We start from the raw sequence: 13,133 nt of genomic DNA, 5'->3' as shown, positions 1-13,133 counted from the left end.
TTTATGGTTAATTATTGAGTTATTTGCTGTCTTTCAATAAAGCCTGAAACTTAGAGCGCAGCTTCATCAGTTTTGGCGGAATGGCAAAGTTGCAATAGCCTTGAGATGGGTTGCGAGCGTAAAAGTTTTGGTGATAGTCTTCAGCCGAATAGAACGTTGGTACAGGACTGAGTTCGGTCACAATATCGAGACCTTCTGCCTTTAAGTCGTTAATCGCTTGCTCTGCATCTGTACGCTGCGCATCATTAAAATAGTAAATGACTGAACGATACTGTGTTCCGACATCATTGCCTTGACGGTTGAGTGTTGTAGGATCATGAGTGGCAAAAAACACATCGAGCAGCTGAGCATAGCTGATTTGAGTTTCATCAAAATCAATTAAAATAACTTCGGCGTGATTGGTATCACCACGGCAAATATCTTCATACGTTGGGTTGTCGGTATCTCCACCTGCATAACCACTGGTTACTTTATGTATGCCCTGAAGCTCTAAATAAACAGCTTCTACACACCAAAAACATCCACCACCAAAGAGTGCTTGTTGCATTTTAAAATCCTAATTGTGTTTATATCTGTTTATATAAGGGCAGATTGGTTCAGTACAATGTTGTCTGTTACAGATTAAAAAAGCCTGTTATAACAGGCTTTTTATAGAAACAATTTAACGTGGTTGAATGGCAGAGCCAAACTGTAGCAGCAAGTTACCATGTCGATCGAGTAGTTTCAGAGTTTTACCAAACACTTGGTAATGCGTCACTTTTGCCAGCGCCTCTTGGAACTGTTGCGGGACAGCACTGTTATTGATACAGGCCATTCGGGTGGTTGCGAGCTGGCTCAAGGTAAGCGTATCGCGTCCAACGGTATAGCTGCCCATAATGCGGTTACAGCCATCTGCACCACTGATGCGGTTATCAGCTGAAAACTGAAGGCTTGGAATATTACGTTCATTGGGTGCTGTTTTAATTTCGGTATTGCCCATTTGCGTCAAAATCCAAGTCCGTTGCTGGAGTTGTTGAATGTTGGCCATTTCAATGGTGTCGGATGGAGGTGGTGTAGTTTGGCAGCCAGTCATGATTAAGCTACTCGCTAAAAGACTGCTTGCAATCAGTTTTTTTAACATGGGATCAGACTCTTATTGTGATGTATCGTCTGAACTATCAAAGCAAATTTTGTCGTTGATTGCCAGTTTTAACTTGCAGCTTTTCGTTGCAGACTTTAGCGTGTTTGGTCAACGGGTAAGCCCTGACGAATACGCTGTGAATACTCACGACTGGTTAAAGCTGTTTCTTTGCTTACACGTGGGTTGATATAGGCTTTTTGATACCATGTTTTCATATCCCACTGTGGACTAATCGCGCCTAAGTCATACAGATAGTTCGGTAAATAACCTGAAGCTAAAATACGATAGTCGGTTGGTAAAGCGTCATGTGAAACGGCTTGAACCATATCAAACACCAAGGTGGTGCAATTACTGGTGAGGGTGTTATACCACTTAGGATGTTTGGCCAGCTCGTCTGCCTTATGTAAATACTCTACAAACAGTGCTTTACTTTCAGCCTGTCCGAGGCGAACAGGAAAGAAATAGACTTGTTCATGACGAATATTGCTGCGGGTATACACAATATCATGCTCATCTGAGGCCACTAAACTCAGCTCATATTTTCTAAAAAAACCACCAATCGCTGAAAATTCTTCATTTTTCTCTTTGCGAATTTCAATGGAAAAGGTCAGCGGTGCGGTATTGGTAAAATCAAAACTGACCAAAGTATGCGCGATTTGTGGCCCCATCCAGTATGAGGTAATGATATTGACCCCAGTGATTTGATTCAGATCGAAAGAGCGGGTATCCCAATGTTCAGTATAGGAGCCGTCTGGGTGCCATGTGAAATTACGGACATTATGAAGGGTGACATGGTCGCCTTGTTTTTCATAATGCAAGATTTTTGCTACTTCAGGTTGCCAGTCGCGGTCTTGGCGAGCATCTAAACTAAAATACCAATACAAAGCCAGTAAAAAGCCAAGGAGATAAAGGATGATATCGAGGCGACGACCAAAAAAACTTTGGGTGATATAGATGCCCAAAATGCTGAGCGCAAAAGCAATCCAGATCCCAATAAAAATACGGCTGACCAACCAGCCCAAAGGCTCTTGAATCCACAATGCAAAACACAGCCAAATTGAACTCAACAAGACAAAAATACTAAACAGGGTGTGGAGTAATCCAAAGCCCAGCGTCCGCCAAAATTCTATTTTGATCATGTTGTGCATCGTGCTTTTAGCAAAAAGAATATGCTTTATTTTTGATAGGTTGCGAACTCAAAAGCAATTCCAGTTTTGTCATCAATATGTTGTTCTGACGCCACTTTTTTGAATGCAGCTGGAATGGCAGGGTAATGCGCATCACCTTGCACATCGAGTTCAACATGCGTGAGTTCTAAACGGTCCGCAATGTCAATGGTCTGTTTAAAGATTTCACCGCCACCAATGATAAAAATGCTGTCAGGCTTTTCTGAAGCTTGAACATCGGCAACAGCTTGCGCTAAAGCTTCTTCAATGCTGTAAGCCACTTTTGTACCTTCAAAAGTCCAAGAGGTGTCGCGAGTAATGACCCAATTGACGCGCTTGGGTAAAGTACGGCCCATCGATTCCAGCGTTTTACGCCCCATGATGACTACACCACCTTGGGTGATGGCTTTGAAGTGTTTTAGATCGGCTGAAATATGCCAAGGTAGGTCATTGCCTTTACCAATACAGTGTTGCTGATCCATTGCCACTACATGTACAACTTCTAAGTTTTGAAAGGCCATAACGCGCTCAAATGTTGGGTCATATTTCTTATTCTTCCTCAAGGAGAGGAAGAGTATCTATGGGTAAACCTTAATCCCGCTGATTCAATGCGAGATTGAATTGGACTTGATCTACTTTAAACAGCAACAGGTGCTTTAATCCCTGGATGTGATTCATAACCCACGATTTCGATATCTTCAAATTTAAAGTCGAAAATATCTTTAACCGCAGGATTGAGTTTCAGTTGGCACAGTCCTAAAGGTTCACGGCTTAACTGAAGCTTCGCTTGTTCAAAATGGTTGGCATATAAATGCGTATCGCCACCCGTCCAGACAAAGTCACCCACACCTAAACCGCAGACTTGTGCGATCATATGGGTGAGTAGCGCATAACTGGCAATATTAAAAGGCACACCTAGAAAAACATCGGCACTGCGTTGATAGAGCTGACAAGACAGTTTGCCGTTATGAACAAAGAACTGGAAGAGGGTGTGGCACGGAGGAAGGGCGACTTGCCCAGCTTCTTGTGGATTCCAACCCGATACAATCAGACGGCGTGAGTTTGGATTGGTTTTAATTTCATTGACTAACCAAGCAATTTGGTCAAAACCATCTTTTTCATACAAACCGTCGGCTTTTTTAGTTGCGCCGAAGTTACGCCATTGATGGCCATACACAGGCCCCAGTTCACCTTCTGGACGACCAAAACGCGCAGTTTGTTCTGCGGTTGACCATTCGTCCCAAATACTGACTTTATTGTCCTGTAAATATTGTACATTGGTATCGCCTTTTAAGAACCACAATAGTTCAATCACGATTGAACGAAAGTGCACTTTTTTAGTGGTTAATAAAGGGAAGCCTTGAGAAAGATCAAAGCGCATTTGATGACCAAAGACAGACCGCGTTCCTGTACCAGTACGGTCGCCTTTGTCGCCACCGTTGTCGAGGATGTGTTGTAAAAGGGCCAAATATTGACGCATATTTCTCTCATATGTTGGGGGTGATTGCTTATGCGCATTCTAGCTGTTTTTTAGCAAGGATGGAACTTTGGCAGCATAGGGTTTAGCCGCATTGCCTACTGTCTTTTTATGCTTCAATTTTCTGCTGTCGGGACTATTTTTATGTATTTTCAGTGCTTGGAAAGTGGTTTTGCACAGGATTTAAACTGGAATAATTTAGTTGTATGGGATCTAAATAAGCAGCCGTTTAGATGGGCAATCCATTCCATATTTAAGGACTTCGTTAGAAGATTGTGAAACATTTGGGCTTGAGGCTGAAAAGCACTTGGGTAAGGATGAAATTTTTTTAGTTAATTTAGGTTTCAAAAAGTACAGAGAAAAGAAAACTTTAGAAAGGTTATGTTGCATTTTGAAAAAAAATATTACATTTACGACATGAAAGTTCAATGCTGAGCGGTTAGTATTTCGGACTCGAAAAGTTGCACGCCCCGAAAGATTGGGAGGAGAGTTGGTTTTAGTATGCCTTATGATCAAAACGTAAATATGAATGACGTCTATGCGCCTGCGCAAACCAATATCATAATACGTTCTCAGTCAGCACGAAATGTCACCGCTTCGGATATTTTAAGCTCGAAGCAGGCACGAGAAAGGGCCATTAGCAACCATCAGCGTGTGGATCTTGAAAAATTTACAGGTTTCTTAAGAAATATTACCCGTCAAACCAGCACCCAAAAATGTGCTAAAAGTATTCGCATTGGCTTAGAGTCCGCGGGTGCACGCTTCAAGAACCATCCTGTGGCCGCGGCGGATTGGGGTAAGACCTTAACCACTATTGGTTATCGTAAAATCAATTTATCTTTTGATCAGCCTAAAAAAGGCGATATTTATATTATAGACCGTACTGCAAAAAACCGTTATGGACATATTGCCGCTTATTCAGGCAATGGCTGGGTTTCTGATTTTAAACAAAGTGGTTATGCGGTTTACCGTAATCAAAATGTGAACTACAGTTATTATCGAATGGATTAAGCAGATGTTGATGGGATGTAGAGCAACTCCGCATCCCGATTAAACTCTTTTTTCACGCTGTGCGTGAATCGATACTAAAAATAAACCAATTCCACTAAAGCCGATACACTGGAGCGCAAGCGCAATTTTATCTTGAGCGGGTAGATAGCCCAGCAAACAAATCAGGGCAATTAGGGGCAGAAAAATAACCAAACGCGAAAAGCCTTCCCGATACGGATTGTCCTGAGCAATCTTCAATTGCACACCGCGTAGCAGATGCGTTGCAATGCCAATCATTAGACTCAAACCAATAAAAATTGCGCCAAGCTGTTGAACTTGTGCTGCCATAAAAATCATCACGCAAGTGGCAATACAAACGATGAGTTTAATTTGACGGCTACAGCGTTCAGAATACCAAAAGTTCAACATGGTTTATTGGGACTCAGACTGAGTATTGCTATGTAAAAGAGATAGGGGGGAAAATAGGCAAATCCCAAGTGCCATAAAACCAATCCCTTGCGCGCCTGGAATCAGCAGCTCGCCATCTTTAATATTCATAAAAATCAGCGCCAAGAGTAGGGCAATTGGAATCCAAGTCAGTAGACGATACAGAAAGCCTGTAGGATTTTTGGCTGCAAAATGAATTTTGCAGTAACGACAAATCAGAAAAACAATCCCAGTACCCAAGAACATTAAAATGGCATTGAGGCTCAGGGGGTCCATCCAATACAACACACCTGTTACAACAGCAATTGCGATAAAAATAAGTAATTTTTTAAGAATAGAAATTGAGGGATTAAACCAAAATTCGAGCATGGGAGTGATGTATTTAAAAACCAAACATATGTCACTTTAGCATAATTTGGCCCTAAAAAAGGGGGCAATGATGCCCCCAATATTTAATCCGTTCATCGGATTAGCCATTATTCTTTTGTGGACCCCAATCATAGATTTTCTTTTGATAGGCATACCACATCATCCACGCACCGACCAGAATCATTGGTAGACTGAGGAATTGACCTTTACTCATCCATGCAATGAATAGCTGTCCGTTGTCAGGCTCACGGAAGAACTCGACGATGAAGCGGGCCATACCATAACCGATCAGGAATAACGCTGAAACCGCCATGCGTGGGCGTGGCTTTGAACTGAACCACCACAGTACGATGAACAACAATAACCCTTCAAAAAAGGCCTGATAGAGCTGAGAAGGATGGCGAATTAGCTGTAGCGAGTCAGTTGGGAAAATCATACCCAGTGCAAAGTTTGGGTCTGCAACAGGACGACCATAAAGCTCTCCGCCAATGAAGTTACCAATACGACCAAACATGAGCCCTGTAGGGACACATGGCGCAATAAAGTCGAGGGTTTGGAACCAAGTCATTTTGTATTTCTTACACCAGAACAGCATGGCAAGCATTACGCCCAAGAAGCCACCGTGGAAACTCATTCCGCCTGTCCAGACTTGGAATAGCCAAATAGGGTTGGCAAGGAATTGCTCAAAGCCATAAAAGAAGACGTAACCGACACGACCACCAATAACCACACCTAGAGCGCCATAAAAGATCAGATCGGAGACCATGTCCGGTGTCCAACCTCGTTCTTTCGCGCGGTAGCTTGCAAGTCCCCAAGCAAACAAAAAGGCCAATAAATACATCAGTCCGTACCAATGAACTTGTAAAGGGCCAAGTGCTATTGCGACGGGGTCAATATTTGGATAGGTCAGCATGCATATTCCTAGTCATTATGTTTTGAACAGATTTTAGCTGAAAGAGATGAAAAATGTTGTACATTCAATGTGTAAAGATGATGAGTATCGTTTATGTGTATTGTGGCAATAGCATGGCAGGTCTTGGATGAGATGCCATTGTGTTTGATTTCAAATCGAGATGAGTTCTATCAGCGTCCTTCGAGCCATTTAAAGCAATGGGAAAATAGCCCGATTATTGCAGGGCAAGATTTGCAGTCTGGCGGCACATGGATGGGTATAACACCAACAGGACGTTGGGCAGTTTTAACCAACTTTCGCGATGGAAAGGATCAAACCAGCTATCCAACGTCTCGTGGACATTTGATTCAATCCTTTTTAGAGTCTGAACAAACCCCGATTCGTTTTGCTCAAGAATTAGAGAAAAAACAATGTGACTATGCGGGCTTTAATCTTTTTATGGGGAATCGGCATCAGGCGGTCTATATGAGCAATCGTGGTGAAGCACCACAGGTTCTTCCGAAAGGCGTGTATGTGGTGTCGAATGGTTTGATGACGGAACATTGGGAAAAAACCAAACATTTACGTAAGCGCTTTACCCAAGAGTTCTTACCGATGTTGCAACAATCCCATATTTTACAAAGCGACTTAGAGACAACGGCTTGGGATATTCTGGAGGATGAGCGCAAGATTATTTCAGACTTGTTGCCACAAACTGGCATTAGTCAGGATATGGAAGAGCTACTGTCTTCGACCTTTATTCAAAGCCCTATTTATGGGACACGCTGTTCTAACTTCCTGCGCATGACCCATGAACAATGGTCTTGGCTTGAAAAGCAGCAGCAGGGTGAGTTCAAAGGAAAAATCACGGAACAGGCTGTACTCTTTAAATCATAAAAAATGCCGACATAAGTCGGCATTTTTTTTGGAATGACTTAAGAGGCTTTGGTCGTTTCCAATGCCTCTCCAGCAATTGCACCACCATCTACACGTGTAATGACTAATGTGGCAGAACGTGGGCGAGAGCCTAATACCGCTTTGCTTAGATTTAATGCAGATGGATGATTCGCAGGCCAATTATTACCAGGGTGCTGAATGTTGATAAAGATAGCTTTGTAATCAGGTGTCATCGTAACGCCTGTAATCTCACAACCTGCAGGGCCAGTGAGGAAGCGACGGAGTTTGGTGTTGTCTAGCTCCGCACCTGTAGGCGTTGGTAAACCAGCTGTCGTTTTAACTTGACCATCGCCGACTTGACCAGGAAGCGCTGCGAGCATCATACAGTTGGTTTCATCTGTATATGAACCATCATCTGTTTGAATCCACAATACACCACGTGGGTCGAACCACATGCCATCTGGACTTGAAAAGTCATTGTCTGCGCCAAGTTTTGACAGGTTAACATCTTGAACAGAGTCTTGTTCAGCGCCGAATAGGAAAATGTCCCATGTAAAGGTTGATGCAGTAACGACATCTCCAGTTTCTTTGAAACGTATGATATGGCCGTTAATATTTCCTTTAGGACTACCGCCTTTGTCGGCATCTGCATAGTTACGTGGGTTTGCAGAGTCCAGTGGGTGAGCTGTACCACGGCTACTGTTGTTGGTTAAAGTCACATAGACTTCACCATTTTTTGGATTGACTGCAACCCACTCTGGACGGTCCATTTTGGTTGCACCCACTGCATCTGCTGCAAGGCGAGTATTTACCAAGACGTCAGCCTGATCTGCAAATTTGTATTTTGCGTAAGCTGAAATTAGTGGGTTGTTGATATTGAGTTCAACCCATTCGCCTGTTGATTTTTGTGTCGCTGTATCAAAGTTAAACTTCGCAACATACAGTTTGCCGCTGTTCATGTATTTGTCACCAGCGGTGTAACCACCATTGACATCTTTAGCATCCCAAAGTGCGTCAGAGACAAACTTATAGATATATTCGCCTTGAGAGTCATCACCCATATAGAATGCGAGTGGCTGACCTGCAATAGCACGGCTTGCACGACAGTCTTCGTGTGCAAAACGACCGAGTGCGGTGCGTTTAACAGGGGTGTGACTGCCATTAAAAGGATCAATCTCAACAATCCAGCCAAAGGTATTTGTCGTGTTACGGAAGTCATCTTTTGCTTCAGCACCCGATACTTTGGTTAACCATCGGTCATAGATATCTTGGATATTAAGGTCTTTAATATCATTTGTACGTGAGTCTTCAGTGGCTTTGACGGTATGCCATTTGTATGAGCTTGCCGCAGGAATTTTGTAGCGGTCTAATGCCACAATGCTATTGGCATCACGACCAATGTCATCACGCGAGAAATACTGGTTAAAGTTTTCTTCTGTAGTTAGATAGGTGCCCCAAGGAGTATAGCCATTACCACAGTTGTTGATGGTGCCTAAACCGAAATCGCCATTTGGGCTGAACTTGGTTTTAACTAGGTTGCTACCTTTCACTGGACCAGTAAATTCAATACGTGAAGCAGCGGTAACACGGCGATTAAACACAGAAGATTTATTGATGCCTACCAGTTGCGTTTTGCTGTCTTTTTTCAGTTCAATCACTGAAACACCGTGACAGTTAATTTCACGGAGTGCTTCATCTTCTGAGCGAACTGCTGCATTAATTGTATTAACAGCAGGGTGTAGAATTTTTTTGTCATCGACATATTCGTGATTCATAACCAATAGACCTGAGTCTGATTGGTTTGCATCGAAGCGGCTATTGGTCATGCCAAAGAAAGTCATACCGTCATGACATTCGCCAGAACGACGAACAAATGAAGCACCTGTTGGAATATTATTTTCGTCCCATTCTGTGAGTCCATTAGAAATCGGGTCACCAAGCGCATATAGAACACGTGCCTCATAGCCTTCTGGAACGCTAACTTGATCCAACACGTTTTTATTTACGGCTTTAAACTTTAGTGAACTTGGCGTTTGGTTTTTATCTGGTGTAACTGGTGTTGTGGGTGTCGAGTCGTTATTGTCGTCACCACCACAGCCCGTCAAAGACGCTGCTAATGTAAGTGCAACAGCACCACCTGCAGTTTTGGTGATTAAATCACGACGTGTAATTTTTTTATTAAACAGTTCTGAAAATTCAGCATTCCCCGAATTATTACTATCATAATCGTCGTTAAAAGGCATTTGCTCAGTCATAAGTTTTCCTAGCGTCTTTGCTTGGTCGTTTTTAGAAAGTTACAAACAAGGTAAAGCGTCAATATGACAGCGTGGTGAAGTTTATATGTCAAAAACATGAAATGATCGGTAGCACATTTAGCCATAAAAAAAGCAGGCAATTTTGCCTGCTCATTGTTTTCAATTGTGGAGTTTAAGCTTCAGCCGCTCGCTTTTTTTCAATCAGTTTTCCAAAAAAGAGACCAATCTCAAATAAAAGCCACATCGGTATCGCGAGCATAATCATCGAAAGAGCATCAGGTGGGGTCACAAACATTGCAACAAAAAAACAGCCGACAATAATGAATTTTCGTTTTTCAACCAATTGTTGTGTGCTCACCACCCCAATCAAGATGAGTATCAAGGTAACAATAGGAATTTCAAATGTTAAGCCAAAAACCAAAAACAGTTTTAGACAGAAACTGAGATAGCTGTTGATGTCTGTCATGGGGGCCACAGTGTCAGGGGAAACACTGATAAAAAAGTGCAAAATGGATGGCAGCGCAATGAAATAAGCAAAAGCCACACCAGCATAAAACAAAGCAATACTACCAATCAAAAGGGGGGTTGCGAGTGATTTTTCTTTTTCGTATAGCGCAGGTTTTACAAAAGCCCAAAGCTGATAAATGATAAAAGGCATGGCCAGCATGAGAGCCACAAAAAAGTTCAGTTTAAATGGTGCCATAAAGGTGGCGGTAACATCCGTTGCAATCATAGATGAGCTAATTGGAAGTTGTGCTCGTAAGGGTTCAGATAGCATTTGGTAGCTATGATTGGCAAAAGGCAATAAACAAAAAAACAAAATGAGAATTAAACCGACGATTTTAAATAAATGACCTCTTAAGATGATCAAGTGCTTAGTAATCGGCATTTCTTCAAGCAGCAGTTGCTCTGAGTCTTGCGTCACTACAGGGCTTAAGTTGTTAGATTTCATACAGCCTCCCGCATCGGTTCAAAGCTATTTTGAACACAGCCTAAATAAGGTACCGAATCTACAGATGACTTGTGTTTCATAGGCTGAAGTGTCAGTAATACAGGTGCCTTTTGATTCACATACTGATAAGTATGGGAGATATTTTTATTATCGAGTGTGGCAGTTTCTTGGTGTTTTTCATTTGCCAAAATATTTTGTTGTTGTATGTGTTGCATCTGAGCTTGCATCTTTTGTTCAAGCTCCTGAATTCGCTTCATTTCATTTTGCATTTGCTCACGTAATTCAGACATACGTAGCTCACGGTCAATGTCATTTTGCACATTACTGACCATGCGTTTGACTTTGCCATACCACTTGCCCGCAAAGCGCGCCGCTTCAGGTAATTTCTCTGGTCCAAGAACCAATAGTGCGATAATGCCAAACACCAAAAGCTCTGTCATGCCGATATTGAGCATCGCAAAACTCCAATGACTTAATGTTTGACGGTTGAGTTGGTTGTGTTGTTATTTTGATGTTCTAAGGTGCGTGGTTCATTGAGCTGAGCTGTTTCAGCATCCTCATCACGGATCGACTTTTTAAAGTCTTTCACCGCACCGCCGACATCTTTGCCTAAGTTCTTAAGTTTGGCTGTACCAAAAAGAAGAATAACCACAATTGCAAAAATTAGTACGTGCCAAATTGATAATCCCGCCATGGGTAGATCCTCATCATTTTCGTTTTCCCTATATCAACAGGCTTGTGTGACATTGCGGTGACGATGATGTTTCAATTTCAAGACAAAAGGATTGCTTCGCACAGATTTTGAGAAAAAGCAGTGTTATGATGATTCGGTGAAATTTCAAGGATATTGAAGTGACGTTGCTGCTCCCTCTGTTGGCCTTTCTTAGTGGTTTATTGCTTGCATCTACTCCTTTGGCAGCACGGTTGAAAACTGGCTTTTCAAGTCTTTTAGCGCGTTGCTTTATTCCGATTGTTATTGTCTACAACATGGTGTTTTATCAGGCTGGTAGCTTTAGTCTGATGCTATTCAGTTTTGTCGTGGCAGTGCTCTTATTTTACTTTTTCCTCTATTTTTCAAAGAATAAATTAAGCGCCCTATGTTTTAGTTATGTCAATATGGCATGGTTAGGCTTTCCTTTTGCGATTGCGTTGTTTGGCACAAAAATTAGTCCAGCAATGGTGGCCTTATATATCGGTGGCTCTATTTTTGGCAATCTCTGGGCAGTGACAGCTGTGAGCCAAACACCGTTAGCTTTTTCATTTATTTTAAAAAAAGTGCTCTGTGCTCCACCCATGATTGCTTTGATGTTGGCCCTTATTTTTCGTTTCGTTGGGGTGCAACATTGGTCACAGCATGATCTGATTGATGTGGTTTATAGTGCAGCCAAATTTGGTATGAGCTTCTCTGGCATGTGTGTATTGGGCATGTGGTTAAGGCACACCAAAGTTGATAAAGCGGACTTGTGGCAAAGTAGTCAGACGGCTTTGTTAAAATTAGCATGTGGCGTGGTGTTGTGTGGGCTGAGTTATCGTTATCTCGCTATTCCTAATATTGAACAATATATTGGCGTGATGTTCTTATTGTTCTGTTTACCGCCAGCAGCCAATATTGTGGCTTTGGAAACGCATTATCAGGGTACAGGCATGTCGGCAAAATACATTGCTTCAGGTACGATCATCAGCTGTGTCGTGGTGAGTATTTATGGTTTATTGCTGCATGTATTCGCTGTGATTTAAGCACTCACTTTTAGCTAGAAATGCATAGTGCTGCGCAAGGGTGATAGAGGAGAATATAGAAAATCTTTCGCCACCGTCCTCCCCGAGGGGAGAAGGGGCAACATTGCGCAGCTTAGTTTTTATTGTTCTAAACTGGCTTTAAACAGTTGCATCGCTTGACCACGATGGCTGATTTTATTTTTTTCTTTTTTACTCATTTCTGCACTTGAAAGCCCTAACTCGGGTAACCAGAACAGTGGGTCATAACCAAAACCATTTTCACCACGAGCAGCCTCTAGTACTTCACCTTTCCAAATGCCTTGGAAAATTTGCGGGAGAGGATCATCGGCATGTTGTACTAACGCTAAAACGCATACAAACATGCCTTCAATCGCTTGACCGTCTTTACGCAGTGGCTTGAGCTCAGCTAATAGCTTTTGGTTATTGGCAGCATCATCGCCATGTTCACCTGCATAACGCGCAGAGTAAATCCCCGGTGCACCACCTAAAACTGGGACACAAATCCCAGAGTCATCTGCAATGGCTGGTTTTCCTGAAATTCTAGAAGCATGGCGTGCTTTAATAATCGCATTTTCGACAAAGCTCAGACCATCTTCAATGGCATCTTCAATGTTCAATTTACCTTGAGCAATCACTTCAACAGGCAAGTTGAGTTCTGCAAACAATTTTTCAAATTCCGCAATTTTACCTTTGTTATTGCTTGCGAGGACTAAAGTACTTTGGGATAACCAATCTTGTACAGACATTTCAATTGCTCTGATTTTGAATAGTGATGGCTATTTTAACGGATTCTATAAGTAGAATAGATATATATTGTCGTTATTCATAAGT

16 protein-coding genes are annotated in these 13,133 nt (G+C 42.2%); 3 read left to right on the top strand and 13 right to left on the bottom strand.

Annotated elements, in window-relative coordinates; translation table 11 throughout:
* Nucleotides 1-19: 19 nt before the first annotated feature.
* The 5 genes from msrA to thyA form a co-directional block, all read right to left on the bottom strand.
* Nucleotides 20-547, bottom strand: a complete 528-nt coding sequence (gene msrA / locus RR876_RS08760; RefSeq protein WP_332477211.1) for a peptide-methionine (S)-S-oxide reductase MsrA — start codon at nt 545-547, stop codon at nt 20-22.
* Between the two features lie 114 nt (nt 548-661).
* Entirely contained in the window at nt 662-1,120 is a 459-nt protein-coding gene (locus tag RR876_RS08755; protein WP_125273943.1) for an META domain-containing protein, read from the bottom strand.
* Nucleotides 1,121-1,215: 95 nt separating this feature from the next.
* Nucleotides 1,216-2,268: a DUF4105 domain-containing protein gene (locus RR876_RS08750; RefSeq protein ID WP_332477212.1), complete on the bottom strand. Its 1,053-nt coding sequence runs from the start codon at nt 2,266-2,268 to the stop codon at nt 1,216-1,218.
* Nucleotides 2,269-2,294: 26 nt separating this feature from the next.
* Nucleotides 2,295-2,807, bottom strand: a complete 513-nt coding sequence (locus RR876_RS08745; RefSeq protein WP_332477213.1) for a dihydrofolate reductase — start codon at nt 2,805-2,807, stop codon at nt 2,295-2,297.
* A 116-nt stretch (nt 2,808-2,923) separates the two neighbouring features.
* Nucleotides 2,924-3,766, bottom strand: coding sequence for a thymidylate synthase (thyA, locus tag RR876_RS08740; protein ID WP_332477214.1), 843 nt, complete (start codon nt 3,764-3,766; stop codon nt 2,924-2,926).
* 498 nt (nt 3,767-4,264) lie between these two features.
* Between thyA and RR876_RS08735 the strand changes: the two genes are divergently transcribed.
* Entirely contained in the window at nt 4,265-4,774 is a 510-nt protein-coding gene (locus RR876_RS08735; protein WP_332481860.1) for a CHAP domain-containing protein, read from the top strand.
* 39 nt (nt 4,775-4,813) lie between these two features.
* On the opposite strand, the gene RR876_RS08730 is transcribed toward RR876_RS08735, so the two are convergent.
* The 3 genes from RR876_RS08730 to lgt all read right to left on the bottom strand — a co-directional run bounded on the left by RR876_RS08730 (nt 4,814) and on the right by lgt (nt 6,482).
* Nucleotides 4,814-5,182, bottom strand: coding sequence for a hypothetical protein (locus tag RR876_RS08730; RefSeq protein WP_183174977.1), 369 nt, complete (start codon nt 5,180-5,182; stop codon nt 4,814-4,816).
* Between the two features lie 3 nt (nt 5,183-5,185).
* Nucleotides 5,186-5,569, bottom strand: coding sequence for a hypothetical protein (locus tag RR876_RS08725; protein ID WP_332477216.1), 384 nt, complete (start codon nt 5,567-5,569; stop codon nt 5,186-5,188).
* Between the two features lie 100 nt (nt 5,570-5,669).
* Nucleotides 5,670-6,482: a prolipoprotein diacylglyceryl transferase gene (gene lgt / locus RR876_RS08720; protein WP_332477217.1), complete on the bottom strand. Its 813-nt coding sequence runs from the start codon at nt 6,480-6,482 to the stop codon at nt 5,670-5,672.
* A 93-nt stretch (nt 6,483-6,575) separates the two neighbouring features.
* On the opposite strand from lgt, the gene RR876_RS08715 reads away from it, so the two are divergent.
* Nucleotides 6,576-7,358 carry an NRDE family protein gene (locus tag RR876_RS08715; protein WP_332481859.1) on the top strand — a complete coding sequence of 261 codons (783 nt, stop codon included), beginning with the start codon at nt 6,576-6,578 and terminating at the stop codon, nt 7,356-7,358.
* Between the two features lie 38 nt (nt 7,359-7,396).
* Here RR876_RS08715 and RR876_RS08710 read toward each other — a convergent pair whose 3' ends face one another.
* The 4 genes from RR876_RS08710 to tatA all read right to left on the bottom strand — a co-directional run bounded on the left by RR876_RS08710 (nt 7,397) and on the right by tatA (nt 11,259).
* A complete protein-coding gene (locus RR876_RS08710; RefSeq protein ID WP_332477219.1) occupies nt 7,397-9,613 on the bottom strand; it encodes a PhoX family phosphatase in 2,217 nt (738 codons plus the stop codon).
* A gap of 172 nt (nt 9,614-9,785) precedes the next feature.
* Nucleotides 9,786-10,565 (bottom strand): twin-arginine translocase subunit TatC, encoded by a 780-nt coding sequence (tatC, locus tag RR876_RS08705; RefSeq protein WP_332477220.1) that lies wholly within the window; start codon nt 10,563-10,565, stop codon nt 9,786-9,788.
* A complete protein-coding gene (gene tatB / locus RR876_RS08700) occupies nt 10,562-11,020 on the bottom strand; it encodes a Sec-independent protein translocase protein TatB (RefSeq protein ID WP_332477221.1) in 459 nt (152 codons plus the stop codon). Before tatB ends, tatC begins: the two co-directional genes overlap by 4 nt.
* A 17-nt stretch (nt 11,021-11,037) precedes the next feature.
* Nucleotides 11,038-11,259, bottom strand: a complete 222-nt coding sequence (tatA, locus tag RR876_RS08695) for a Sec-independent protein translocase subunit TatA (RefSeq protein WP_332477222.1) — start codon at nt 11,257-11,259, stop codon at nt 11,038-11,040.
* 158 nt (nt 11,260-11,417) lie between these two features.
* Here tatA and RR876_RS08690 point away from each other — a divergent pair, with 158 nt between their 5' ends.
* Nucleotides 11,418-12,302, top strand: coding sequence for a permease (locus RR876_RS08690; protein WP_332477223.1), 885 nt, complete (start codon nt 11,418-11,420; stop codon nt 12,300-12,302).
* 119 nt (nt 12,303-12,421) lie between these two features.
* Here the strand turns inward: RR876_RS08690 and rdgB are convergent, their stop codons facing one another.
* Entirely contained in the window at nt 12,422-13,048 is a 627-nt protein-coding gene (gene rdgB / locus RR876_RS08685) for an RdgB/HAM1 family non-canonical purine NTP pyrophosphatase (RefSeq protein ID WP_332477224.1), read from the bottom strand.
* Nucleotides 13,049-13,133: the final 85 nt, after the last annotated feature.

Source organism: Acinetobacter sp., from assembly GCF_036666595.1.
Classification (GTDB): Bacteria; Pseudomonadota; Gammaproteobacteria; order Pseudomonadales; family Moraxellaceae; genus Acinetobacter.
This window is presented reverse-complemented; position numbering and strand designations above follow the sequence as displayed.